The sequence below is a fragment of the Shewanella seohaensis genome (assembly GCF_023283775.1).
GTDB lineage: Bacteria > Pseudomonadota > Gammaproteobacteria > Enterobacterales > Shewanellaceae > Shewanella > Shewanella seohaensis.
Window position 1 is genome coordinate 210,766 of sequence record NZ_JAKILE010000007.1, and the last position, 26,235, is coordinate 237,000.

23 protein-coding genes are annotated in these 26,235 nt (G+C 48.6%); 13 read left to right on the forward strand and 10 right to left on the reverse strand.

The genetic code is table 11. From position 1 onward, the window contains the following. Positions 1 to 77: 77 nt before the first annotated feature. On the forward strand, positions 78 to 533 hold the full coding sequence (locus L2713_RS10445) for a hypothetical protein (RefSeq protein ID WP_248967838.1): 456 nt from the start codon (positions 78 to 80) through the stop codon (positions 531 to 533). Positions 534 to 557: 24 nt separating this feature from the next. After that, positions 558 to 1,373 (forward strand): bifunctional DNA-formamidopyrimidine glycosylase/DNA-(apurinic or apyrimidinic site) lyase, encoded by an 816-nt coding sequence (gene mutM, locus L2713_RS10450; protein WP_011624602.1) that lies wholly within the window; start codon positions 558 to 560, stop codon positions 1,371 to 1,373. Between the two features lie 63 nt (positions 1,374 to 1,436). Here mutM and L2713_RS10455 read toward each other — a convergent pair whose 3' ends face one another. The 3 genes from L2713_RS10455 to L2713_RS10465 are packed head-to-tail and all read right to left on the reverse strand — an operon-like array spanning position 1,437 to position 4,567. Beyond that, entirely contained in the window at positions 1,437 to 3,161 is a 1,725-nt protein-coding gene (locus L2713_RS10455) for an ArnT family glycosyltransferase (protein ID WP_248967839.1), read from the reverse strand. Positions 3,162 to 3,174: 13 nt separating this feature from the next. Continuing rightward, positions 3,175 to 3,834 (reverse strand): TVP38/TMEM64 family protein, encoded by a 660-nt coding sequence (locus tag L2713_RS10460; RefSeq protein WP_023266183.1) that lies wholly within the window; start codon positions 3,832 to 3,834, stop codon positions 3,175 to 3,177. A gap of 1 nt (position 3,835) precedes the next feature. Next, positions 3,836 to 4,567, reverse strand: a complete 732-nt coding sequence (locus L2713_RS10465) for a glycosyltransferase family 2 protein (protein ID WP_248967840.1) — start codon at positions 4,565 to 4,567, stop codon at positions 3,836 to 3,838. A gap of 232 nt (positions 4,568 to 4,799) precedes the next feature. Between L2713_RS10465 and L2713_RS10470 the strand changes: the two genes are divergently transcribed. Next, positions 4,800 to 5,963 carry a nucleotide sugar dehydrogenase gene (locus tag L2713_RS10470; RefSeq protein ID WP_248967865.1) on the forward strand — a complete coding sequence of 388 codons (1,164 nt, stop codon included), beginning with the start codon at positions 4,800 to 4,802 and terminating at the stop codon, positions 5,961 to 5,963. Positions 5,964 to 5,987: 24 nt separating this feature from the next. Next, complete coding sequence (locus tag L2713_RS10475) at positions 5,988 to 6,995, forward strand: NAD-dependent epimerase (protein WP_248967841.1); 1,008 nt, start codon at positions 5,988 to 5,990, stop codon at positions 6,993 to 6,995. Positions 6,996 to 7,052: 57 nt separating this feature from the next. Here L2713_RS10475 and L2713_RS10480 read toward each other — a convergent pair whose 3' ends face one another. Together L2713_RS10480 and coaD are read right to left on the reverse strand one after the other, a co-directional pair. Beyond that, the gene (locus tag L2713_RS10480; RefSeq protein WP_248967842.1) at positions 7,053 to 8,525 is read right to left on the reverse strand and encodes a capsule assembly Wzi family protein; all 1,473 of its coding nucleotides are present in this window, start codon (positions 8,523 to 8,525) and stop codon (positions 7,053 to 7,055) included. A 66-nt stretch (positions 8,526 to 8,591) separates the two neighbouring features. Beyond that, positions 8,592 to 9,083, reverse strand: a complete 492-nt coding sequence (gene coaD, locus L2713_RS10485; RefSeq protein WP_011718800.1) for a pantetheine-phosphate adenylyltransferase — start codon at positions 9,081 to 9,083, stop codon at positions 8,592 to 8,594. Positions 9,084 to 9,359: 276 nt separating this feature from the next. Between coaD and L2713_RS10490 the strand changes: the two genes are divergently transcribed. Together L2713_RS10490 and L2713_RS10495 are read left to right on the forward strand one after the other, a co-directional pair. Beyond that, positions 9,360 to 10,430: a glycosyltransferase gene (locus L2713_RS10490; protein WP_248967843.1), complete on the forward strand. Its 1,071-nt coding sequence runs from the start codon at positions 9,360 to 9,362 to the stop codon at positions 10,428 to 10,430. 314 nt (positions 10,431 to 10,744) lie between these two features. After that, a complete protein-coding gene (locus L2713_RS10495) occupies positions 10,745 to 11,917 on the forward strand; it encodes a glycosyltransferase family 4 protein (RefSeq protein ID WP_248967844.1) in 1,173 nt (390 codons plus the stop codon). A 35-nt stretch (positions 11,918 to 11,952) separates the two neighbouring features. Here L2713_RS10495 and L2713_RS10500 read toward each other — a convergent pair whose 3' ends face one another. From L2713_RS10500 to L2713_RS10510, 3 genes are read right to left on the reverse strand one after another with little or no spacing between them, the layout of a single operon-like run. Then, a complete protein-coding gene (locus L2713_RS10500; protein ID WP_248967845.1) occupies positions 11,953 to 13,029 on the reverse strand; it encodes a CDP-glycerol glycerophosphotransferase family protein in 1,077 nt (358 codons plus the stop codon). Positions 13,030 to 13,048: 19 nt separating this feature from the next. Continuing rightward, entirely contained in the window at positions 13,049 to 14,134 is a 1,086-nt protein-coding gene (locus L2713_RS10505; RefSeq protein ID WP_248967846.1) for a glycosyltransferase, read from the reverse strand. 52 nt (positions 14,135 to 14,186) lie between these two features. Beyond that, positions 14,187 to 15,230, reverse strand: a complete 1,044-nt coding sequence (locus tag L2713_RS10510) for a glycosyltransferase family 9 protein (protein WP_248967847.1) — start codon at positions 15,228 to 15,230, stop codon at positions 14,187 to 14,189. 88 nt (positions 15,231 to 15,318) lie between these two features. Here L2713_RS10510 and L2713_RS10515 point away from each other — a divergent pair, with 88 nt between their 5' ends. Further along, positions 15,319 to 16,071: a 3-deoxy-D-manno-octulosonic acid kinase gene (locus L2713_RS10515; protein ID WP_248967848.1), complete on the forward strand. Its 753-nt coding sequence runs from the start codon at positions 15,319 to 15,321 to the stop codon at positions 16,069 to 16,071. A gap of 14 nt (positions 16,072 to 16,085) precedes the next feature. On the opposite strand, the gene waaA is transcribed toward L2713_RS10515, so the two are convergent. Continuing rightward, a complete protein-coding gene (gene waaA, locus L2713_RS10520) occupies positions 16,086 to 17,360 on the reverse strand; it encodes a lipid IV(A) 3-deoxy-D-manno-octulosonic acid transferase (RefSeq protein ID WP_248967849.1) in 1,275 nt (424 codons plus the stop codon). Between the two features lie 245 nt (positions 17,361 to 17,605). On the opposite strand from waaA, the gene L2713_RS10525 reads away from it, so the two are divergent. From L2713_RS10525 to glpG, 5 genes are all read left to right on the forward strand, one after another. Continuing rightward, complete coding sequence (locus tag L2713_RS10525) at positions 17,606 to 18,253, forward strand: TetR/AcrR family transcriptional regulator (RefSeq protein ID WP_011624620.1); 648 nt, start codon at positions 17,606 to 17,608, stop codon at positions 18,251 to 18,253. Between the two features lie 270 nt (positions 18,254 to 18,523). After that, on the forward strand, positions 18,524 to 19,717 hold the full coding sequence (locus L2713_RS10530) for a glycine C-acetyltransferase (RefSeq protein WP_248967851.1): 1,194 nt from the start codon (positions 18,524 to 18,526) through the stop codon (positions 19,715 to 19,717). A gap of 11 nt (positions 19,718 to 19,728) precedes the next feature. Further along, complete coding sequence (tdh, locus tag L2713_RS10535) at positions 19,729 to 20,754, forward strand: L-threonine 3-dehydrogenase (protein WP_011624622.1); 1,026 nt, start codon at positions 19,729 to 19,731, stop codon at positions 20,752 to 20,754. Between the two features lie 98 nt (positions 20,755 to 20,852). Further along, a complete protein-coding gene (glpE, locus tag L2713_RS10540) occupies positions 20,853 to 21,158 on the forward strand; it encodes a thiosulfate sulfurtransferase GlpE (RefSeq protein ID WP_011718813.1) in 306 nt (101 codons plus the stop codon). Beyond that, a complete protein-coding gene (gene glpG / locus L2713_RS10545; RefSeq protein WP_248967852.1) occupies positions 21,155 to 21,997 on the forward strand; it encodes a rhomboid family intramembrane serine protease GlpG in 843 nt (280 codons plus the stop codon). Before glpE ends, glpG begins: the two co-directional genes overlap by 4 nt. Positions 21,998 to 22,073: 76 nt before the next feature. On the opposite strand, the gene elbB is transcribed toward glpG, so the two are convergent. Next, positions 22,074 to 22,730, reverse strand: coding sequence for an isoprenoid biosynthesis glyoxalase ElbB (gene elbB / locus L2713_RS10550; protein WP_011718815.1), 657 nt, complete (start codon positions 22,728 to 22,730; stop codon positions 22,074 to 22,076). Between the two features lie 385 nt (positions 22,731 to 23,115). Here elbB and polA point away from each other — a divergent pair, with 385 nt between their 5' ends. Continuing rightward, complete coding sequence (gene polA, locus L2713_RS10555; protein ID WP_248967853.1) at positions 23,116 to 25,884, forward strand: DNA polymerase I; 2,769 nt, start codon at positions 23,116 to 23,118, stop codon at positions 25,882 to 25,884. Positions 25,885 to 26,235 lie beyond the last annotated feature (351 nt).

A 26,235-nucleotide genomic window follows, 5' to 3' on the forward strand; every position in this document is an offset into this window, starting at 1 on the left:
TCCGACCTAGGGCTAGCATCTCTATTTTGCCGTGATACACTCATGGCATCAGTCCCATTTTTTGTGTCACTCTACCTATGGCGCTTACTCGTAAACAGTGGAATAACATCATTATTCTTGCCTGCATTTTTATCATTGCGGTACTGACGTTTATGGACAAGAAAACCCATAATGTGCCGAGTGATGCCCAGCTGTTGTTTGATGATAATGCGCCGCTGGCACAGTTGCAGCTAGATGGTGTGTGGCTGCATAAACAAGCCTCAGGTTGGGAATGCGATCCGCTGGTGCTCAACTGCGCCCAATGGGCCAAGGCTTGGCAAGGCCTAAGAGTCTCGCCCCTCAGCGAGGCACCACAGCCCACTGGCAAACCGCAGGAACTGGTGATCCAAATTGCCGAGATCCGCCAATCGCAACGTTGGATTTATTTCTCCGAGGACGGTGTGCTCAAATCACCCGCTGGCAACTGGTATTTAGTACCCCCCAGCCTAAGGGCCGATTTACAGCCAATCCTCGATGCAAAATCCACCAGCTAATCTATTACCGAAAAGAACTCAATCATGCCGGAATTACCAGAAGTCGAAGTCACCCGTCAGGGCATAGCCCCACATCTTGTCGAACAAACCGTGGTTGACCTCGTAATCCGTAACGCCTCACTGCGTTGGCCCGTCCCCGAACTTGCCAAACAGATCATCGGCCAAACCATACGCCAAGTGCGCCGCCGCGCTAAATACCTGTTAATCGATACCGATGCTGGCACCAGCATAGTGCATCTGGGGATGTCGGGCAGCTTGCGGATCCTGCCCCATGACACGCCAGTGGAGAAGCACGATCATATCGATCTTGTCCTTGCCAATGGCCGAATTCTGCGCTTTAACGATCCGAGACGTTTCGGCGCTTGGTTATGGTGCCAATTGCCAGAGGAAGCCCATCCGCTACTGGAAAAACTCGGGCCAGAACCTTTAACCGACGCCTTTAACGTCAATCAGTTAGCTGCCGCACTGGCGGGCAAGAAGAAGGCTATCAAACTCTGCCTGATGGATAACCATATTGTGGTAGGTGTGGGGAATATTTACGCCAACGAAGCACTGTTTGCCGCAGGGATACACCCCGAGGCGGAGGCCGGCAAGATAGATATTGAACGCTTAACGGTACTAGTTGCCGAGGTCAAACAAATCCTCGCCCACGCCATCAAGCAGGGCGGCACTACGCTTAAAGACTTCACCAATGCCGAGGGTAAACCCGGCTATTTCGCGCAAAAGCTGCATGTTTACGGCCGCGGCGGCGAAACCTGCACTCAGTGCGGCAATCTACTCAGCGAAATCCGCCTGGGTCAACGCACCACAGTATTTTGCGGCATCTGCCAGACGCGTTAACCTCGCCGATAAAAATGCCTGCAATTGCAGGCATTTTTTTAGCTTCTTCGATATGACTGTTGATTACTCTTTTAACCAACGGCCAGGATGATCGGTAAAGTAACGGTACTCACGCTCTGGCGCTTGGCACTGAGGCTTAAGCTCTGACGCAGATAACAAAATCCATTCGTCACGGTGGGCAATCCCCATGCTCTTACCGCCTTTAATATCGAAACAACTCAGCTCGGCACCGCTAGGCACTAACACATAACGCTGTTTGTTCTCCTGCATCCATTGCCACGCGTTACGCTCCTGCTCTTCTACCGGCGCGAGATAACTAAAGTGCGTCACACTCATGGGCGAGAACAGAATAAATTGCTCTTTAAAGTTTACTAAGCCAAGTTCGGCATCTTCACCTATCACTTCGGCTGTGTGTAGCATCAGGCTTCTCGGGGTGCGCATTTCATCGAGCATAGCGTAACCCCAAGTGCTCACCAGCACCCAGCCCAAGGCGGAAACTAACCCCACCTTAACCAAGGCAAACTGACGACGCGCCAGCCACAGCAAGGCACACCAAAGCACCCCGAGCAAAATAAATAAATAACCAATGCCAGTGAGATCATCGGTATAGTCCGCCAGCGCTTTGACAAGTGCAGGGTGATGAATAAATGCCAGCACGCCGGCCACTAACACGAGTGCGCCCAAGAACCACAGCACACCAGTGACTAGTTTTTCAAACCAAGCTTTGGGTGAAACACCCGTTAATACCGCCGATGCCGCCAAGGCCAACATAGGTAATGCGGGTAGAATATACACGTTGCGCTTGCCCGGGCTGATACTGAAAAACAGCACCACGAGCCCGACCCAAATCAGCAGAATCGCAATGGTGGGATCGGCTTTTACCTTTTGCAGCCACTGTTTCCAATAGGCGACCACCAGCAACGAAATCGGGAACCACATCCAAGGGATCACGCTCAGCACGAAGAAATACCAAGGCTTGATATGGTGCCAAGCATTGACGTAACGCTCGCCCGTTTGCTTAAACAAAATATTATTTTGATAGGCCACCATCTCGGGCGTGCCATGGGCTTGAACCGTCATCACCATTGGCACTAACCAACAGGCAATCACGGCCAACATGGCCAACGGCCCCGCGAGGCAAAGCCAAGTTAAGCGGCCCTCAAAACGGGCCTTATCTTTGAAGGCGTAAACCCCAATCGGAATGAGCAACAATAGGGGCAAGAAACCAACCCCCTTAGTGATCACCCCAAGCCCCATAAATGCCCAGCCAATAAAATACCAATGCCACTTAGGCCCAAGCATAAAATGTCTGATTAATCCGTAACATCCTACGGTTATCCAACACATCACCATGGCATCTATCTGGGCATTTTTCGCCTGCATCAAAAACTGCGGCACGATAAGGAGCAATAGTGCAGCGTTGCGGCCAACCCGCACATTCCACAATCTGGCACCCAGATCATAGACAAGGAATACCGTCAGCAAGCCGCAGAGGGCATTGGGGAGTAAGAAAGAGAGTTTTAACGACCCCGTGAGTTGATAAAACAGGGCGATCGCCCACATAAATACTGGCGGCTTATCGGGATAATATTCCCCGCCTCGGGTAGGGAATAACCATTGACCCGAGGCCACCATCTCCCGCGCGACCTCAACAAACCGCGGCTCGTCGGCGGGCCAAGGGGAACGAAAACCTATGCCAACCAACAAGATCAGCAAACTCATCAACAGCAGCGGCCAGAGTACTTGGTAATAATCTTCGCTATTGAAACGACGATTCAATGCATCCATTCCTAATCCCTATTTAGTTTTCCAATTCATCCACCTGCTTTCGCAGGCTAGAACGGTAAAGGTAAGCACCGATGAGACTCGAGATAATAAACAGCCCGATACTGATCCCCAGTTGGTTATGATCGGACAAGCCAATGCCCGCGCCCGCAAAACTGAATATCAGCATCTGCGGCAAATAACCCAGCACGCTGCCAAACATAAATCCCCCTGCGGGGATATGTGTCGCCCCCGCAAACAGATTCGTCAGCAGATTACTCCCCACGGGCAACAAACGGATCATTAAGACTTTTAACCAAGTCCGATGAATGATCAACGCCTCAAACTTTTGTAAACGATTGCCAAAACGTCGTTGCAGACTGCTTCGAATGGTTAATCTCGCGGTATAAAACGCCAGCACGCAACCCAGCAATGCCGCTAAGGTGGAAAATAAACCACCATAGATGCCACCGAGGGCAAAGCCGAATACAAAGGCGATCACCTGCCTCGGCCCACCGACAGCGGTAAACAAGGCGCCAACCATCAGCAATACCGCCAGCGCATAAGCCCCTTGAGCGGCAATAAAGTGTGCCACCCAATTGCTATCGGTCACATGCTCGAATAACCCTTGCTGGGCCGCAAACATTAACACCAGCAAAATAAAGACGATAAAAATCGCCTTATAGAGTCGCTTCATCTTAATCGTGCCAGCTGGTTTCGCTACGGGCGACCTTAGCGATTTTTGCCCTACGACCGAGCCACATGACGCCCATGATGTCGACAATTCCGACCCAGACCCGATTCCAAGCGGTATATTTAGACACGCCTACTTGGCGATCCCTATGATTAACCACAGAAATAAACACTTCGCCCCCCATGCGGCGCACGAGTGCAGGGATATATCTGTGCATATGGTCGAAGTAAGGCATGCGCAGGAAGGTTTCGCGGGGGAAGAGTTTTAAGCCACATCCGGTATCGGGTATGCCATCGTGTAACAGTGCATCACGCACTTTATTCGCAAAGCGGGACTGGAATCGCTTCCACGCCGTGTCTTTACGGTTTTTGCGATAACCAGCAATACAAAAGTGTTCGGCATGAATTTGCGGCAATTGAGCCAGCATGGCGGGAATATCCGCAGGGTCGTTTTGTCCATCGGCATCTAAGGTGACAATGTATTTACCGCGGGCGTGTAAAACGCCAGTGGAAATAGCGGTACTTTGGCCCGTACTGCGCTCGTGACGAATAGCTTTAGCATCGCATTGCATCACCTCTGCGGTGTGCATAACTTCACCAAAAGTGTCATCCTGACTACCGTCGTCGACAACAAGAATTTCAAACTCAGTCAACCCTTGCAGGGCTTGGCATATCTCTTTCATTAATGGGCCAATATTGCCCACTTCATCTTTTGCGGGGATCACGACTGAAATCACGTTAAGGCTCCAAGCTTAATAACCATGAGTACGGTAACATAGGATTGTGGCAAAAAAAATCTGCATAGATAGGATGTTATAAATTAAACGGAACGCGAGCCCAGCATTGTATACGGGTGAAAATCGAGAAAAGAGCACTTAATTTGGAACTGTGAATTTCATCGAAATGACATATTCTAATGCCGCAGAAAATGCTAGTTTGGGAAACAAAATGCCAAACTGTATAAAACCTATGAACATAGTTGTAGTTGGAATGGGCTATGTTGGCCTATCGAACGCGGTTTTACTCGCCCAGCAAAACCATGTAGTAGCGATTGATTTGATGCCCGAGCGCATCGCGTTAGTTAATGCGCGTAAACCAACGGTCGCCGACAGTCTGATTGAAGAATACCTGCAGCATAAAGCCTTAAATCTCAGTGCCACGAGCGACAAAAACGTCGTTAAAGAAGCCGATTTTGTCATCATAGCCACTCCTACGGATTACGACCCACAAACCAACTACTTTAATACTCAGTCGGTCGAACGGGTCGCCAAGGAAGTACTTGCCCTGAATCCCGACACAACCATTGTCATCAAATCGACTGTGCCAGTGGGTTTTACCGAAGGGCTGAGAAGTAAACTCAACAGTGACAATATCTTATTTTCGCCAGAGTTTTTGCGCGAAGGTAAGGCGCTTTACGATAACCTTCACCCCTCCCGGATCATAGTAGGTGAACGTTCAGAGCGCGCCCAAACCTTTGCCGATCTGCTTGCTCGCGCCGCCATTAAGCAAGATATTCCGATTTTACTCACAGACAGCACAGAGGCCGAGGCGATTAAGTTATTTGCCAACACTTTTTTAGCCATGCGCGTCGCCTACTTTAATGAGTTGGACACCTATGCGGAGAGCCGAGGGCTCAACACCCGCCAGATTATCGAAGGCGTATGTTTAGATCCGCGCATCGGCGATTACTATAACAATCCTTCCTTCGGTTATGGCGGTTACTGCCTGCCCAAGGACACTAAGCAATTGCTGGCCAACTATAACGATGTACCTAACAATCTCATCAGCGCCATTGTCGACTCCAACACGACCCGCAAAGATTTTATCGCCAACGCGATTATCAATAAGCAACCGAAGCGAGTGGGGATCTATCGCTTAATCATGAAATCCGACTCAGACAACTTCCGCGCCTCGGCGGTACAAGGTGTGATGAAACGTATTAAGGCCAAGGGCATCGAAGTCGTGGTCTATGAGCCCGTACTCAAGGAAGACGAGTTTTTTAACTCTAAGGTGATCCGTGATTTACATGAGTTTAAAACCATGTGCGATGTGATTATTTCTAACCGTATGGCCAATGAACTCGAAGATGTCGCCGCTAAGGTGTACACCCGGGATCTGTTCCATCACGACTAAGCGTCAAAAATATAAAGGTTTACTATGAAATACTTAGTCACAGGCGCCGCCGGATTTATCGGCGCTAAAGTCAGTGAGCGCCTCTGCGCACAGGGCCATGAGGTTGTCGGTATCGATAACCTCAATGACTATTATGATGTTGGGCTAAAGCTAGCTCGACTGGCACCGCTCGAGGCCTTAAGCAATTTCCGTTTTATCAAACTGGACTTAGCCGACAGAGACGGCATAGCAGCATTATTTGCAGAACAAGGTTTTCAACGGGTTATCCATCTCGCCGCGCAGGCTGGGGTGCGCTACTCCCTCGATAATCCCCTCGCCTATGCCGATAGCAATTTAGTTGGGCATCTCACCATTTTAGAGGGCTGTCGCCACCATAAGATTGAGCATCTAGTGTATGCCTCTTCATCCTCTGTGTATGGCTTGAATCAAAAGATGCCATTTTCGACCGAGGACAGTGTCGATCATCCGATATCCCTGTATGCAGCGACCAAGAAAGCCAACGAGTTAATGTCGCACACTTACTCACATCTCTATCAGTTACCCACCACTGGCTTGCGCTTTTTTACCGTGTATGGCCCCTGGGGACGACCCGATATGGCCTTGTTTAAATTCACAAAAGCCATTCTCGCGGGCGACACTATCGATGTGTATAACCATGGCGATCTCAGCCGTGATTTCACCTATATCGACGATATCGTTGAGGGCATCATCAGAGTGCAAGACAAACCACCTCGTCCAACACCGGACTGGCGTGTAGAAACTGGTACACCGGCTAATAGCAGCGCCCCTTATCGCGTATTCAACATAGGCAATGGCAGCCCAGTGCAATTGCTGGATTTTATTACCGCACTCGAAAGTGCACTCGGCATTGAGGCTAACAAACAATTCTTACCCATGCAGCCAGGTGATGTGCATTCCACTTGGGCCGATACCGAAGACCTGTTTAAGGCGGTGGGTTATAAACCCCAAGTGGATATCAATACCGGAGTGGGCAGATTTGTCGAGTGGTACCGCGCGTTTTATGCGAAGTAAGCTCTCTGAGAAAACAAAAAGGCCTGCTGATTAGCAGGCCTTTTATTGGATTAGCGCTTAAAAACGGTATTCAAAACTGCTGAAGAAAGTCGCATTAGTATCATTTTCTTGTACATCAAATTCCGATCTCGATACTGTACCGCCCAGACTCCACATGCCCTTCCACACCGGCATACGGTAAGAAAGTTCCAGCATCAGCAAGTCTTCCTTCGGTGGCTGTGGCGCCCATGTGGTCGCCACGTTGGTGCCGTCTTTATTCAACTTGGCATAACGCAGTAGCGAGGTAAAACCACGGCTGTTATGGAACTGACCAACCAAACCAAACACAAAGACTTGGGCATCGCTATCATAGGTCGAGCCTAAAGCTCTGCCGTAGTAACGCGCTCCACTGAGGTAAACAGGATCTTCATAGAAGCAGTTAGGCTTGCCATCACACTCGACAAAGGTATCCGAGTATTCCATGAATAGCTTGAATTGCTTACCCGATGTGCCGAAATGGGTATCTATCCCCCAGAGTGAGCCGCAATCGCTGCCGTTTTCACAGCTATGCTCAAGGTACAAACCAACGGGGATATCCTGCCAAGTGTCGGCATAACGTAAATCGATGCTCTGGGTTCTATGGCCCGCGTCACGGCGTTGATCGGCTAGGCAAGAATCCGAACCGTCTATGCACACCGCATTGCTTGCCACTGAGTCCCACCAAGAATCGAAGTCGCAATTCTGCCCTTCACCACAAAAGAGTGTTGACCAAGACAAGCCAATTTCTAGCTGCTGAAGGGGTTTGGCGGTGAAACGCATATCCCATTCAGCCGTTTTAGGCACAGCACGCTCTTTTTCAGCCATGCTAAAACCGGTCTTGAAGGTCCAAGGACCAATCCAAGATAACCATGGCGTTTCGAAGGCGGCGGCATTATTACGGCTGAGCGACAGTGACTGCATTGGGCGCGCATTGTTAGAGCGATGCAATGCCGAATCAAATCCCGGCCCCCACCATTGCTCAACCGTACCTAAGGTCGCAATCCAGTTACCCATGATTACAGCAAAATAAGACTCATCGAGACGGAAGTTTTTGTTATCTTGCGGATCGTACGTCTCAGCAACTGTGGTTTTATAGGCCACACGTGAGCCTAAATATTCGTAGGAGGCTTTAGCCTCACCCTTTTCACGGTAGTCGGAGCCATAATGCTGGAAGCGAGCGGGATCGGTCGCACCCGAGAGTTTAACCCTAGCATTGCCGCGATTATCGACGGCATTTTGATAGTAAAAGTTAACTCGGGCAAAGGCTTGCACTAATCGGGGAGACAATAGCTCGGGTTCGACTTTCGCTAAGTCACCACCAATACCAGACCACATCAAGGGAAAGGTATTCACTGGCACACGGATCACGCCCGCATCGGCCAGTGCTTGAATATCGGCTCTTAAATAAATATCCGAGGCATCCACCCAAGGGGCGGCAGCAACGGAAGCAGAAAACAGTAAACCAGATGCAACGCTAGCAGCGAGGATAGAGGGGGTCAAAAAAGCCTTCATAACATCCTTTTCATTATCATCGCGAGGCCTGATGCCTCAAAGGTTTTATGGAAATACTCAGCCTTATCAGGCTTTTGCGAGGTTAAGCTTGGCGGTCAACGCGCTTGCCACCTCAGGGTGTACAAATTGACTCACATCGCCGCCATGCAGCGCGACTTCCTTCACTAAAGTGGAAGAAATAAAAGAGTTTTCTTCGGCCGGCGTTAAAAACACGCTCTCAAGATCAGGGCTTAATCTGCGATTCATGTTGGCCAATTGGAATTCATACTCAAAGTCGGAAACCGCACGCAAACCACGCACCAGCACGCTCGCACGCTGTTCCTTGGCAAAATCCACCAGCAGGCCCGAAAAACCAACCACTTCCACATTATCCAAATGGGCTGTGACGCGGTTTACCAACTCAACGCGCTCCTCAAGGGTAAACCTTGGCTGCTTAGATGGATTGGCCGCAATGCCTATAATCACATGCTTAAACAACTTAGCCGCACGCTCAATCAAATCGGCATGACCATTGGTAATGGGATCGAATGTCCCAGGATAAATCGCTCTTGTATGCACTTTGCTGACTCGACTCAGATAGATACCCAAAAATCATTGCCGCCAGTCTACTCGTTTTAGCCACTTGAGTGAATCATCCCGATAAAAACCGCTGAAAATCCCGTTAAAAATTGAAATACTGGCAAGAATTCCTCGGATTAAGCCCATGTAAAGGCATGAACTGATATAATGCCGACTCGCTATATATTGGATTAAGTAGGCAGCGGCTTTTCGTCCAACCTAGATGGATTGAAACCACACCACAACCGATTAAGTCCACGTAATCAGAGCACTTATATGAAAAAAATCGCCATTTTTTGCCATAACTTTTTCTCGAACGGCACAGTCAAAATCGCCTTATCCCAGGCCGAAGTGCTGCAGGAAGCCGGGCAAGATGTTCACCTCTTTGTGTTCCATAAAGAGGGGGATTTTATGCCGCCAGAAAATGTGACGATTCATTATCTTTATGAAGCTGGCCAAAAGCCAAGCCTACAGGAGCAAAGACAACGCCTGCAGGCCAAGGTGGCCGAAGCGGAACAATCGGGTAAGTTCTCGCTATTTTTAAGTAACTCGACCGATTGCGATGTCGTTGTTTCCGGCTGCGATTTCGATCCCTGCTATTACTTTTGCCACTGCGCCCTCAAGCAAGAACTCTTGATGGAATTAAAGCGTGGTCCAGTGCATTTCTGGCGTCGCTGGAAAAAGGCCAAGGCGCTGATAGGCAAAAAGATCATTACAGTTTCCAATGGCATCGCCGATGAGCTCAGAGCCACTTCCTGGCTCAAACCACAAAGCGTTCAGACAATCTATAATCCCTTTAGATTGGAGGAAATCCGCAAGAAGACTCAGGAAGAAATTGCCGAGATCCCAAGCGAGCCTTATATGATCCATGTAGGCCGCGTGACACGGCAAAAACGCCACGATATTTTGTTTAAGGCACTCAGGGATATGCCAACGGCCCCTAAGCTTGTCCTGCTGTGCAACCGCCCCAAGAAGGCACGCAAACTCGCTAAGAAATACGGTGTCGAACACAGAATCATCACTCCAGGGTTTCAACACAATCCCTACGCTTGGATTGCCAAGGCCGAGTTGATGCTACTCAGCTCAGATTTTGAAGGCTTACCGACCGTGGTGATTGAGTCTTTAGCCTGTGGCACACCTGTCGTCAGTACTGATTGCCCACACGGGCCCAATGAAATTCTCACAGGGCATTTAGCACAATATCTCGTCCCCGTTCGCCAACCCGCGCTGTTGGCACAAAAGGCACTGGAATGTTTGGCCTCACCACCAGCTTTAGACAATCTAGAAATATTAAAGGCCGTAGACAGCCAATATATTGCCGCTCAATATATTAACTTAGCGCAATAAACTATCACTTTTAATTAGAACGCCATTTCTTATATTGGCGTTCTCATTAAAATTGCAACAAACTGATACAACATGATGCCCGTTAAAATAATTATCAATATAACAAATGTATCAATAAGGCATTAATACCTTCATACTTTTTGATTAAAGCGATACAATTTAAAAACATTTATTGAACACTTGATTATATAAAACTGCGTTCCGTATTAATTAGATCATTATTTAATTGATCGCCAGAATTAAAAACCTCAAAATATTCCGCTTGGAATAAATTTATCTCACAAACGGAACTGGTGAGTATTTTTGGGGTGGTTATGAGTAAGCTAAAGGTCGCTTTATTAGTCGATGAATATTTTGGTGGTACAGGTACAGTGTACGGTGGATACGGCTTTCTTGCCCGTCATCTGATCGCCAAACACTTGCCCAATGAGAACATTGAAGTAGAAGTACTGATAAAAAAAGATTGCAGCAAACAGCGATTAATTCCCCGTCGTTATATGATCGATGGTATCAAAGTGTATCGTCTTGCCGCTAAGTTTATGGATTTTCTTAATATTAGATTCTTAAAAAAGAAAAACTATGATCTTTTCTTATCCATCGAAATGACGACCCATTCCTATCGTATTCTTAAAACAATCCCCAATATCGATAAAAAGTTGTTGTTCTGGGTTCAAGATCCACGCCCCGATTATGAATGGGACGAAATTAATACCGTAAAACTCTTTCCTGAGAAAAGTTATTGGGATAGCAACATTTATCAGTTTGTCCACGATTTGTGGGCTGCAGGTAAAGTCTCGTTTATTTCTCAGGCGCGTTTTCTCGATAGAAAAGCGCGGGATCTCTACAACCTCGACGATAAAACCGAGATCAAATACTTACCTAATCCTATCGAAATCGATCACAGCTTCGATGTCGAAACCCATCCGAAGAAAAACCACATTATCTTCCTCGGCCGCATCGAGTCGGTTAAGCGTGGTTGGTTGTTCTGTGAGATTGCCAAACTGATGCCAGAATATGAATTTTTCATGCTTGGTCAATCCTTTAGACAGTCGAAGAAAAACCAATCCATCATGAATAACTACCTCGACATCCCTAACTTACACTTTGTGGGGCATGTTGAAGGGGAGAAAAAGGCGCAGTTGATTAAGGACGCTAAGATTTTAGTGAATACCTCAATCCACGAGGCGCTACCGATTTCGTTTTTGGAAGCCTTATCCTACGGAACGCTGCTCGTAAGCTGTCGTGATCCCGATGAACTCACCAGCCAATTTGGGGTATTTACCGGCACTGTATTAGGGGATGGTTTCGATAAAGTCCCACTCTTTGTCGACGGTATCCGCCATTTGATGGAAAACGAGCTACTCCGCCAAGAGCTGGCGCTAAAAGCGGTGAACTACATCAAAGCGACGCACAGCATTGAAGATTTTCAGAAAAATATGCAAGAGATTATTTTTAAGCTGGTCGAAGAGACTAAAGCGCAAAGCTAAAAACAAGGCCGACACTGTGTCGGCCTTACTTTTTCTTAAAACAATTTCCAATAGCCTAACTTGCGGCGCATTTTAAAGTGTCGCAGTAAGTTCAATGGCTTAGGTTTCAGCCAAGCGGTTCCCTTATCAATCAAGGCATCGGTTGCCGCGAGTACACGCTGGCTAGACTGACCATCTCCCGTGGGGTGGATTTGATTACAATAATCATGGATATGCGCCATCAAATCATCGGGGCGGCTAAGCGCTCTAGTGAGTGCAGGTTCAATCTCTTCGACTCGGTTAATATCGATTAAATGTGCCTTCGGTGACTGATTTTTAAAGGTCACTACTGGCTTACGCTGCATTAAAAACATCAATAAAATCGAGGATGTATCACAGAGCATCACATCTCCCGCCTGCAGAAGCGGGATCACATTGTCGGTTTCCACAAACTGCAGATTCTCATTTTCGAGAGTCTTGTATTGCTCAACAATACTTGGCTTCATCTTAGGGTGGAATTGTACCAACCAGCGCCACTGGCTCTTTTGCGACAGGGCTTTAATCTGCTCAAATACCGCCGGAGCACAGGTCAGGCTGGGGGAGAATGTCGAGCAAAACAGCACTACGGGCCGAGGATCGTCGGGCTTAATGTAAGGATTATCTTTATTTTCAATAAATAAAGGATCGAGCGCTGGCCAGCCCGTTTCAGCCACGGTAAAGGTGCCGATTTTTTTCTCTAGCTCAAGGAAAGGCAGTGTCGTCGCAGGCCCTTGAGTGCAATACAAGTCAAAGCAATCGCGGATTTCGAAGTGATCTTCTCGCCCCTTATGATTCATTTTGCCCGCATTAAAACCGTGGAACACCCCCACTTTTACCCCAGGGATAAAGCTTGGCACTACGTTACCCGGCACGAACACGGCATCGGGTTTCCATGCCTTAACGGCATCGATATCGGGTAAGCGTTTTTCATCCGCTTTAAGGAATTGGGGGTCGACCTCACGGCCTTCGAGGAACCAACACGCCTCATCGCCACGCGCCAGAATCACTTGCTGCAGCGGCCTTAGCATCGCATAGGAATAATTCTGTGCTATGTAGAACAAATAACGTCTTTTATTTGATTTACGCGCTTCCACCGCTTTCTCCTCGGGTAAATTATTTCGCTAGCGCGAGATATTGTTCGGCAATTGCAGTCGCATCCACCTTAGTTAAAATCTCCACGTTTTCGAGGGATGGCGGCTGCGCGACCACGGCGTCAATCATCTTGGCCAAGGCAGCAGGATTACGACGGGGAACAAGATAGGGAGCCAAATTTCCAGTCAAAATCTCATTCGGCCCGTGTGGGCAATCGGTGCTGACCACTGGTGTGCCGCAGGCTAAGGATTCGATTAATACCGTCGGCAATCCTTCGAAATCGGAACTCAGCACCAGTGCTTTCGCACGTTTGATCCAAGGAAAAGGATTACTCTGGAATCCAGGAATGATTAAGCGCTTCTCGATGCCGTATTTCTTCGCCGCTTTAATCGCCTTCTTGTGGTTATGGCATAACAGCACCACGGGTAACTGATTTTGGGTCTGCTTAAGGGCCTCAAATAACACATCGTGGCGCTTCTGCTTAGCAAAACGCCCCACGTGGATCAGATAGTCACCCTGAGGGATTTGCGGATTATCTTGCTGTGACTGAGCAACAATCTCATTAAATTCAAATGGATTGTAGATAGTTCGCATTGATGCAGGCTGCAAACGTCCCTTAGCTTGAATCTCTTTGGCGATGCCGTTGGACACAGTGATCAAATGCTGGCCATTGAGGGCTTTTTTCGCCCGCAGTTTCTTATAGTAGGCGAAGGGGCCTAACTTAAACTGACGACTCAACTCTTCTTCAACCGATGAGTGCACAATCACATAGAGTGGTGTCACCCCGGTTTTGGTCATCATCAAGTTGGTTTTATCAAGATTGGATAAAAACAGATCGAACTTACCGACTCGGGACTCAATCTCGGCAATCTTGGCCCGTAACTTATCGACCGACGCCCCTAGGCGCCCGAAGTGGTCATAATCTTTATCTTTGTCGACAAAGCATTGATGTACAGGTAAATTTTCAGGGGTTTCGTAATAACGATTATCTTCCATGACCAAAAAATGCGGCTCATGCCCTAGGCTAATAAACTGCTTTGCCAAGGTAATCATGACCTTCTCGGCTCCACCACCCGCTAAACTGTCGATGGCTATGGCTATCCGCATGATTTTTCTCCTAAACGATAATCTAAAACTCGGGGTGACAGGCTAACAGTGGTTAACTGTGTGTCTGCTGAATAACCTGATCAAATTTCTCTATCACGGCTTCGACACTAATTAGCGCCATAAGGTGCTCACCCTTAGCACGGGTGCCCCATTTCACCTCACCGCTTTGCTGTGAGGCGATGGCCTCTTGGTAGGCACTCACCACATATTGCTGCGATAAATAAGGCCCAGTGCGGCCTGGGTTGGAATGGGCATATAAACCTATGACAGGCGTCCCTTGTGTGACCGCCATGTGTGCAGGGCCAGTATCGGGCGCTAGCACTAGGCTGGCGCGTTTCAGCAGAGCCAGCAATTGAGTCAAACTGGTTTTGCCGACTAAGTTATCGAGTTTCGCAGAGCATGCATTGGCAATATCGTCGGCCAATGTCTTTTCAAGTGCTGTTGGGCCACCGCAGAGAATGACTCGGTAACCCTTATTCACCGCATGTTGCGCCACGGCGGCATAACGCTCGGGTAGCCAATTACGCTCGGCTTTACTGGCGGCCGCGCAAATAACCAATACCTTCTCGCCATCGGCAATCTGGCGCTGGGCAAATTCAGTATCCGCCTGAGGGACTGGAATATTCCAACTCGGGGTGATGTCGCTAACGCCAATCGCCTTGGCGAATCCCATAAAGCCGTCCAGCACATGGGGCTCTGCTAAAGGTTCGACTCTATGATTGGTGACCAGCCATTGACCTTCTTTGGCGCGGGCACGGTCGAATCCGACCCTAACCTTTGCCGAAATCGCGAGGGAGGCTAAGGTCGCACGTAGCGCCACTTGCATGTGCAACAAGACATCGAAGCGACGGCCTTTCAGCGCCTTATGCAGATTAAAGTAACTGCGCCAGCCCTGGGATTTATCGAAAATCACAAACTCAATACCGGGCAAGTGCTTTAATAGTTGGTATTCGAGCTTGCCTATCACCCAAGTGATTTTGAGCTGGGGATATTGGCGTTGAATCGCCTGCACCATAGCCACGGCATGACAAACGTCACCGATAGCCGATAGCCTAAGCAGGCAGAGAGAATTCATGGTGTTAGGATTTAAACTCAAGCGAATAGCTCTTAAGGTTATTTGGCGCAAGCTAAGGATCTTAATGTAGAATGGCCGCAGGTGCCACGCTTAAGTCAACAAATCTCCCATGAACGCACAAATCAAAATCATAAATACCGCCGATGGCTATATGGCACTTTGCCAAGATACGCCTGAAGACATTACTCCAGCTTGGTTTTCGGTGGATTTCTGGCGTGAACAAGCCGCGGTAGTGGGATCATCCAAGGGACGTTACACCACTTGGTTTGTGGCCTTTAGCGAGCGTCATTGGGTGTTGCGACATTACTGGCGTGGTGGCCTGATGGAGAAATTCAGTAAGGATGCCTACTTCTATACCGGGCTTGAAAACACCCGCGCCATGGGCGAATTAAGGCTGCTCGAGCTGCTCTACCGCGAGCAATTTGCGGTGCCTAAACCTATTGCCGCCAATATTGTGCGCGATGGCTTGTTCTACCGTGCAGACATTATCATCGAGCGGGTCGATGGCGCCGAAGACTTGGTTGCTAAGTTAACCAAAGGCACTATGACTCCAGAGCAGTGGCAAGCACTCGGCGCCACCATTGCTCAATTTCATCGTCGCGGCGTTTACCATGCCGACTTAAACGCGAAAAATATTTTGTGGCAACCACAGCAAGCAGATGGCGTACAAGAACGTTTCTATCTGATTGATTTTGACCGGGGTGAGATCAAAACGCCCCATGCCCAATGGCAGAAGGCGAACCTTGATAGGTTGCTACGCTCCTTCAATAAAGAACAAGGCAAACAGCCTACGCTCGCCTTTACGCCCGCCGACTGGACGGCTCTGCTCTCGGGCTATCACTCAGTTATTCCCCAAGCCTAGTGACCTGAATAGTGTTAGGCTGTTTGGCGCGAGAGTAAGGATTCGGCGAGAGCAAACTGGCGCTGCAAGGCGCCACGATTAGCCTCTACTACGGCAAGGCCTGCCTCAGCGGCTTGTTGGCGTAATGCAGGCAGCTCAAAATACTGAATTAAATACTCACCCAACTCTTGGCCTGAACTCACAATCCGCAGGCCGCCCGCGTCAGCCAACATTTGGGTAATTTGGGCAAAATCCCAATGATTTGGCCCCACCATCACTGGCACACCCATGGCCACGGGCTCTAAGGGATTATGGCCACCATTTTCAATTAACGTCCCGCCCACAAAGGCTTGATCGGCAGCGCCATAGAAGGTTAGCAATTCACCCATGGTATCGCCCACCAGCACCTGCGTCGTGGCGGTAATAGCTTGAGCATCACTGCGGCGTACAAATTCAAAACCTTGGCTGGCGACGACATCGGCCATCGCCGCAAACTGCTCAGGATGACGCGGCGCAATCACCAATAACGCATCTGGCCATTTCGCGAGCAGCTGCTTATGGGCGCTCAGCACGGCATCAAACTCACCGGGATGAACACTCCCAGCCACCCACACGGGCGCAGCCTCTTTCCCCCAAGTCAGCCTTAGCTCTCGCGCTAGGGTTAATCGTTCAGGGGTGATAGTTAAATCAAACTTCAAACTGCCGCAGACAGTGACTCTATCAGCAGGCACCCCAAGGTCGATAAACCTCTGCGCCTCGGCTTGCGTCTGCACCGCGATGACATTTAAACGTTGCAACATGGGGCGACTCAACTGTGGACGCTTGGCATATTGCGCCGCCGATTTAGCCGACAACCTAGCATTAGCGAGCATCAAGCGCACGCCGCGCTTAGCCGCCAGCGCCACGAGATTCGGCCACAGCTCAGTCTCCATAATGATGCACCATTTAGGGGATAACTGGCGCAGAAAGCGGTTCACACACATGGGTAAATCGAAGGGCAAATAGCAATGCTGCACTTGATCACCAAAGGCTTTACGCACCTCAGCAGAACCCGTGGGGCTTGAGGTTGTGACCGTAATCTTAAGCTGTGGATGCGCCTGTTGGATCTGGCGGATTAACGGAATTGCCGCCAGCGTTTCGCCCATAGAAACCGAGTGGATCAGTAAATCCGTTGGCGCCAGTTGTGTTAATCCGAAACGTTCGCCCCAGCGGCCACGGTAATCAGGGCTTTTAATGGCACGGAACGCCAAATAGACAATGAGCAGAGGGGATAATAGATAAAGCAGCACACTGTAAAAAAATCGATTCATAAAAATCGTGCTTATGAGTTTTTGCCTGATGAATAGTGGCAATGTTAGCATAATATCCCCAAGCGTCCTCAAGATACGAGTTTCAGCCTCTTGAGATCGCTTGGGGATATCAATCGTATTGAATTTTTGTTCATTGGGATGAATCCATACGATTTTAAATTAGGGATAATTTACCAGCAGTGTAGCGGTCGTTGGTTAGCCTTCTTTAATCAATTTGTAGCGTTCACTAGCCACTTGGAAAATATATGAAAACCCGCGACAAAATCATCTATGCCAGCCTTGAGCTATTCAATGAGCACGGCGAACGAAATATCACCACCAATCATATTGCCGCTCACCTGAATATGAGTCCCGGGAATCTTTATTATCACTTCCGTAATAAGGAAGACATTATCCGCTCGATCTTCAGTCTCTACGAGGCGCACCTCGAATCGGGATTCCAACCCTATGAAGGCGAGCAAGTCAATGTGGAGCAATTGATCGGCTATTTCGACGCGATGTTTTATACCCTGTGGCAATTCCGTTTTATGTACGCCAATCTGGCCGATATTCTCGCCCGCGATGAAGAATTAAAAAGCCGTTATCTGCAGGCGCAGCAGCAAGTATTAACGCGTTCGAGCCACGTGCTGGATAAACTCAAGCAGGACGGTTTTTTAAATATCGACAATGACAAAATCACCCAACTTGCCGACACCATTAAGATGATTGTGAGTTTTTGGATTGGTTATCAACTCACCCAATCCAGCACCTCAACCATCACTAAAGGCATTCTGTACGAAGGTGTATTGCGGGTATTGATGATTTTTAAGGCCTACGCCACCCCAACATCTCAAGCGACCTTCAGCCGTTTAGAGCAGCACTACCACGAGCTAGCGACCCAAGATTCGCTCTAATCGCCCCAAGCCGTCGCATTTAGCACTAAACTCAACAGGTTAAAGGTGCTAAATGCGGGCTCAATTTATACCCTCTGCGGTGATGCAACCCTCAAAGTGCAGCGTAGCCGACCATGTTGCACATTAGTTTTTATAATGTAACAACCCCTTTAGCCCTAAACTAATTTATCTAGCTAACCTGCATGAAAAAAAGGCTGTAGGCCGATAGGGTTTAGCGTTAAAATGCCGCAACTCCCAGAATCAGAATAAAGTTAACTAAGGAGATATCAGGTGGCCTCTACCTCATTCTACGCACAGATTAATCAACAGCTTGCCGATGTTAAAGCCGAAGGTTTATATAAAAGCGAGCGTGTTATTGCCTCACCGCAACAGACAGCCATTCAAGTTAATCACCAAGAAGTTGTTAACTTTTGCGCCAACAACTACTTAGGCCTAGCCAACCATCCAGAACTGATCAAAGCCGCACAGCAAGGCTTAGACAGCCACGGCTTTGGTATGGCGTCGGTCCGTTTTATTTGTGGTACCCAAGACATCCACAAGCAACTCGAAGCCAGCCTGAGTGAGTTCCTCGGCATGGAAGACACGATTCTGTATTCTTCTTGCTTCGACGCCAACGCAGGTCTATTCGAAACCCTGTTAGATGCCGAAGATGCCATTATCTCCGACGCCCTAAACCATGCCTCTATTATCGATGGCGTGCGCTTATGTAAGGCCAAACGTTTCCGTTACGCCAACAACGATATGGCGGATTTAGAGACGCAATTGATCGCCGCAAAAGCCGCTGGCGTGCGCAATATTCTGATCGCCACCGACGGCGTATTCTCAATGGACGGCGTGATCGCCAATCTGCAAGGCGTGTGTGATTTAGCCGATAAATACGGCGCATTAGTCATGGTTGATGACTCACATGCCGTGGGCTTTGTTGGTCAAAACGGCCGTGGTTCGCACGAACACTGTGGCGTGATGGGCCGTGTCGATATTATCACTGGCACCCTAGGCAAGGCCTTAGGCGGCGCATCGGGCGGTTTCACTTCAGGTAAAAAAGAAGTCATCGACTGGTTACGTCAACGCTCTCGTCCTTACCTATTCTCTAACTCATTGGCGCCTTCGATTGTAACGGCCTCTATCCATGTATTAGAGATGCTCAAATCGGGCCAAGCACTGCGTGAAGCGGTATGGGAAAACAGCCGTTATTTCCGCGAAAAAATGTCAGCGGCAGGCTTTACCTTAGGCGGCGCCGACCACGCGATTATCCCAGTGATGATTGGCGATGCCAAACTGGCGAGCGATTTCGCTAACCGTTTATTAGCAGAACATATTTACGTTATCGGCTTCTCATTCCCTGTCGTACCAAAGGGACAAGCCCGTATTCGTACTCAAATGTCGGCGGCCCACACCCGTGAGCAACTCGACAAAGCGATTGAAGCCTTTACCCGTATCGCTAAAGAAATGGCGATTATTTAGGACCCTACAAAATGAAAGCACTAAGCAAGTTAAAAGCCGAAAAAGGCATTTGGTTAGTCGATGCGCCTAAGCCTGAAATGGGCCACAACGATCTGCTGATCAAGATTAAAAAGACCGCCATTTGTGGCACCGACATGCACATCTACAACTGGGACGAATGGTCACAAAAAACCATTCCTGTACCTATGGTGGTAGGTCACGAATATGTGGGTGAAGTGGTTGATATCGGTCAAGAAGTTCGTGGCTTTAAAATTGGTGACCGCGTTTCTGGCGAAGGCCATATCACCTGCGGCCACTGCCGTAACTGCCGCGCTGGTCGCACCCATTTATGCCGCAACACCTCAGGTGTGGGTGTAAACCGCGAAGGTTCATTTGCCGAATACTTAGTGATCCCAGCCTTTAACGCCTTCAAAATTCCCGATGATATCAGCGATGATTTAGCGTCAATCTTCGACCCATTCGGTAACGCAGTGCACACTGCGCTGTCATTCGACTTAGTGGGCGAAGACGTGTTAATCACTGGCGCGGGCCCTATCGGTATTATGGCTGCGGCCGTATGTCGCCACGTTGGTGCTCGCCATGTGGTCATTACCGACGTTAACGAATACCGCTTAGAGTTAGCCCGTAAAATGGGTGCTACCCGCGCCGTTAACGTGGCTCAGGAAAGCCTGAAAGACGTGATGAAAGAACTCGGCATGACCGAAGGATTCGACGTGGGTCTCGAAATGTCAGGCGTACCTTCAGCCTTCCACGCCATGTTAGATACCATGAACCACGGTGGCAAAATCGCGATGCTCGGTATTCCGGGTGGCGAAATGGCGATTGATTGGAGCAAAGTGATCTTCAAGGGTCTGGTCATAAAAGGCATTTACGGCCGTGAAATGTTCGAAACCTGGTACAAGATGGCAAGCTTGATCCAATCTGGCTTAGACATTTCGCCTATCATCACGCACCACTACAAGATTGATGATTTCCAAAAAGGCTTCGACGCTATGGGCTCGGGCCAATCAGGTAAAGTCATCCTCAGCTGGGATTAATTCTCTTAGCTATGCCAATCACGGGGCTGTACACATGCAGCCCCATGTTGCACACTTATCCCATCGCTTATCCCTTTTCAGTTATTTCAGGTTTTATTATGTCTTCCTTTAAACACCTTAGCGTGAATCAATTAGTGCAAATGACCGAGTCAAAACCAGTACAAATCGTCGATATTCGCGATGGTCACAGCTTTAACAACGGCCACATTGATGGCGCATTTAATTTGAATAACGAGAATCTGGCGCACTTTATTGGCCAAGCGGATATGGACAGTCCTTTAGTGGTGGTTTGCTACCATGGCATCAGCAGCCAAAATGCCGCGCAATACCTTTGTGAACAAGGCTTTGATGATGTCTATAGCCTAGATGGTGGCTTTAGCGCTTGGCATGAGGCCAATGCATGATAGAGATTGGCAGACTCCCCAACAGCAGAGCCGCGCAGGCCTTTGTCGATTACCTTAAAGGTGAACAGATAGACTGCCAGATTCAGCCATTGCCGCAGGGAGTCGCTATTCTGGTTATCCGCGATCAAGATGCCGAACAGGCCCGTAAAGAGTTTGCCCATTTTATCGCTCATCCTTACGATAACAAATACTTACAAGCCTCGTGGGAGCATGGTGATACTCATACTAAGCTCGACTATGGCGCCCCTTCTTTACAGCTTTTTACGCAATTTATCACAGGTGCTGGCCCAGTTACTCTTGTCATCTTTGGCCTCTGTGTACTGATTTATGCCGCGATGAATTTAGGCTTCGGCGGCCCAGTTTATGAAACGCTCTCCTATTTCGGTGCGGTGCCTGACACCAGTGTTAGTCAATTCTGGCGCGTGTTTACCCCAAGTCTGATGCACTTTTCGGCCATGCATATCATCTTCAACTTACTCTGGTGGTGGTATTTGGGTGGAAAAATCGAGACTCGCATAGGCACAGCCCCGCTGTTAATCCTGTTACTGGTCGCGGGTACTTTACCCAATGTCGTCCAATACTATGTTAGCGGCCCCAACTTTGGCGGGCTGTCGGGCGTAGTGTATGCCGTCGCCGGTTACACTTGGGTCATGGGGATCCGCAAACCCGCAGCAGGGATAGGTTTACCGCCCTCCTACATGGGATTTATGTTGATTTGGCTAGTGTTAGGCTTTACGGATTTTTTAGGCGTGTCAGTGGCAAATGGCGCCCATATTGGCGGATTACTGATAGGTCTCGCCCAAGGCTGGTTCGATAGTCGCAGTAAAGCCACTCGCTAACTTACCGCGATTGCTTACATGCTCGATTAAAAAGCAGGGTAAGCCTTAAGGCTTACCCTGCTGCATTTAGGTGCTGTTACTTGGCCAGCTCTAATACTTTGGCGACCAGCTTCTCGATACCAGAGTGCGCCTCGGCAATGTTCCCCGCCAGCATATAAGCGGGCGTGCTGACAATCTTATTCGCCTCATCCACCACGATATCATGCACAGTCGCCGCCTGATGATGGCCGCCCATCAGATTAAAGGCTGCTACCGTATCCACATCATTACCGATAGTGCCCTTAGCGCCGTGTCCATATAAACGCGGGATCATCATAGGCGCGATACAAATAAAGCCGACAGGCTTTTTCGCTAGAATAAATTCATTAATAAAATCAGTAACGAGTGGATTCACTTCACACTCACTACCATTGGTGGCGAAGTTACACAGATTTTTCGCCGCCCCAAATCCGCCAGGGATAACCAGTGCATCGAAATCGGTAATATCGAGTTCGGTGGTTGCTTTTACTTCGCCACGGGCGATACGTGCCGATTCAACCAGCACATTTCGTGTCGCCGTCTTGTCTACTTCGCCCGTGAAGTGATTAACAACATGCATCTGATTGATATCAGGAGCAAAACATTGATATTGAGCCCCCGCTTTCGACAGAGATAATAACGTTAAAACCGATTCATGGATCTCTGTTCCATCGAAAACACCGCACCCACTGAGCAATACTGCGATTTTTTTCATTATAAATATCCTTCTTATGTCATTTGGTTTTAACAAACTGTAAACAAAATGGTTGATCTGCTTAAAAATCATGCTAACTTAGTTCGTCGAATCTAAGGGTCGGTGAAAATTAACGCAGCCTTTAGGTATTTTACGGAGTCAAGAAAAAATCCACAAATCAGGAAGATTTTTCAAGAAACAGTATTGAACTCACACAAATATTTTTAAAATATAAAAATCAACAACTTAAAAATATCGCACCAAGCCGTAAACATCGCCATTATTCACAGTTGACTTTTTCACTCACAGAGTTATCCACAGGCTGAGAGTCAATTTGCCGTGGCTGAAATACCGTATCTGTGGCATGCTTACCGCCATCTAAGTCATCGATAAACGAAAATTACTTATGCCTACCATAGCCAATAACCCACTTGTCCTTGTGGATGGATCTTCTTATTTATATCGCGCCTATTATGCGCCTCCTCACCTGACAAACTCAAAGGGCGAAGCTACTGGTGCTGTTTATGGCGTAGTGAATATGCTCCGCAGCTTATTAAGCCGTTATCAACCTAGCCATATCGCTGTGGTGTTCGACGCTAAAGGCAAAACCTTCCGCAATGACTTATATGAAGAATACAAGGCGCATCGCCCACCTATGCCGGATGACCTGCGCTCACAAATTGAACCACTACACCGTATTATCCGTGCCTTGGGCTTGCCGTTAATCTCTATTCCTGGTGTTGAGGCAGACGATGTTATCGGCACTATCGCTCGCCAAGCGAGCCGCGAAAACCGCGCAGTACTCATCAGCACTGGCGATAAAGACATGGCGCAGCTGGTTGATGAAAATATCACGCTGATCAACACCATGACAGATACCATCATGGGTCCTGAAGAAGTTGCGGCTAAATATGGTGTTGGCCCAGACAGAATTATCGATTTCTTGGCGCTGATGGGTGATAAGGCAGATAACATTCCCGGTTTACCCGGCGTAGGCGAAAAAACCGCATTAGCCATGCTCACAGGGGCGGGCAGTGTCGCCAATTTGCTTGCAGAGCCCGAAAAAGTCACCGAATTAGGCTTTAGGGGCGCAAAAACCATGGCGGCGAAAATCATCGACAATGCCGACATGCTAAAACTGTCCTATGAGCTTGCCACCATTAAAACCGATGTTGAGCTAGAACAAGATTGGCATGAACTCGAAGCCAAACCCGCTGACAGGGATGAGCTGATCAAATGCTATGGTGAAATGGAATTTAAACGCTGGCTTGCCGAAGTCTTAGATAATAAAGCGCCAACAACGGTCGCTGCAAAAGTCGAAACGACCGAAACCCAAGAAGAATCAGCGCCCAGCGTCACGATTGAAACTCAATACGATACGATTCTGACCGAAGCTCAGCTCGATGAGTGGATTGCCAAACTCAAGCAAGCGCCATTAATGGCCGTGGATACCGAGACCACCAGCCTCGACTATATGGTTGCGGAATTGGTTGGCCTGTCCTTTGCACTTGAAGCGGGTAAAGCCGCCTATCTGCCCTTAGCCCACGATTATGTTGGCGCGCCTCAACAATTAGACAAGCAAACTGCACTCGAAAAACTGCGCCCGATACTCGAAGACGCCAAGCTCAAAAAAGTCGGTCAAAACCTGAAATATGACATCAGCGTATTGGCCAATGCAGGCATACAACTCCAAGGCGTGATATTCGACACTATGCTCGAATCCTATGTGTTTAACTCGATCGCATCACGCCATGATATGGATGGGTTGGCGCTTAAATACCTAGGCCATAAAAATATCGCCTTTGAAGATATCGCGGGCAAAGGTGCTAAACAGCTAACCTTCAATCAAATTCCGTTGGAAACAGCAGCGCCCTATGCGGCGGAAGATGCCGATATTACCCTACGCCTACATCAACATTTGTGGCCAAGACTCGAAAAAGAGACCGAATTAGCCTCGGTCTTTACCGATATTGAACTGCCGCTGATCCAAATACTGTCCGATATTGAACGCCAAGGTGTGTTTATCGATAGCATGTTGCTCGGCCAACAGAGTGATGAGCTTGCCCGCAAAATCGATGAGTTAGAAACAAAAGCATATGATATTGCAGGTGAAAAATTCAATTTAAGCTCACCAAAGCAACTACAAGTGCTGTTTTTTGAAAAGCTGGGTTATCCGGTCATCAAAAAGACCCCTAAGGGCGCCCCCTCTACCGCAGAAGAAGTGCTGGTTGAGTTGGCGCTGGATTTCCCTCTGCCTAAAGTGATCCTTGAGCATAGAAGCCTAACCAAGCTAAAGAGTACTTACACCGACAAGCTCCCTCTAATGGTGAACGCGAAAACGGGTCGGGTACACACAAGCTACCATCAGGCCAACGCCGCAACGGGGCGTTTGTCCTCGAGCGAACCAAACCTACAGAATATTCCTATCCGCACCGAGGAAGGTCGTCGTATTCGCCAGGCCTTTATTGCGCCGCAAGGACGTAAGATTTTGGCCGCCGACTATTCGCAGATTGAATTACGGATCATGGCGCATTTATCCCAAGATGCGGGCTTACTGAAAGCCTTCGCCGAAGGCAAAGACATTCACAGAGCTACCGCCGCCGAAGTATTTGGCACCGACTTTGACAGCGTCACCTCGGAGCAGCGTCGCCGCGCCAAAGCCGTTAACTTTGGCCTGATCTACGGCATGTCCGCTTTTGGATTGGCGCGTCAGCTCGACATCCCCCGCAACGAGGCACAAACTTACATCGACACTTACTTCGCTCGCTATCCAGGCGTATTAAGGTATATGGAAGAAACACGAGCCAGTGCAGCAGAACTTGGCTATGTCTCTACGCTATTTGGGCGCCGTCTCTATTTACCTGAAATTCGCGACCGCAATGCAATGCGCCGCCAAGCCGCAGAAAGGGCCGCGATTAATGCCCCAATGCAAGGCACCGCCGCGGATATCATAAAAAAAGCCATGATCAGCATTGCCGATTGGATAAAAACCGATACCCAAGGTGAAATCGCCATGATCATGCAAGTCCACGACGAATTAGTATTCGAAGTCGATGCCGATAAAGCCGAAACACTCAAGCTCAAGGTGTGTGAACTCATGGCCAAAGCGGCCAATCTGGACGTGGAACTTCTGGCAGAAGCTGGTATTGGCGATAACTGGGATCAAGCCCACTAGCATTCAAGCTCTAGACTTTAGCCACTAACACTCGTTGCTAACACTTACTAAGGCTCATTCTTTACAGGATGGGCCTTTATATTTGGTGCAACTCTTAGGTGCCGCTAAACTCGACATCGCAGAGAACGAGATGAGGAGAAGTTGTTTACTCAGGCGAATACCCTGATGGGCTCCCCCCTCAAGAGCGGGAAACAGCATTTGACTCACCGTACAATGTTCTCAGTCACTAAATACAATCCCCCCTCAATTCTTGCAGCTTCAACGCCGCTATAAGCACAACCAGCTATCCGCGTGACACTCCATACAAGCCTAAACAATCGTTCGCTGATGGATACAACCAAGAACAATCAC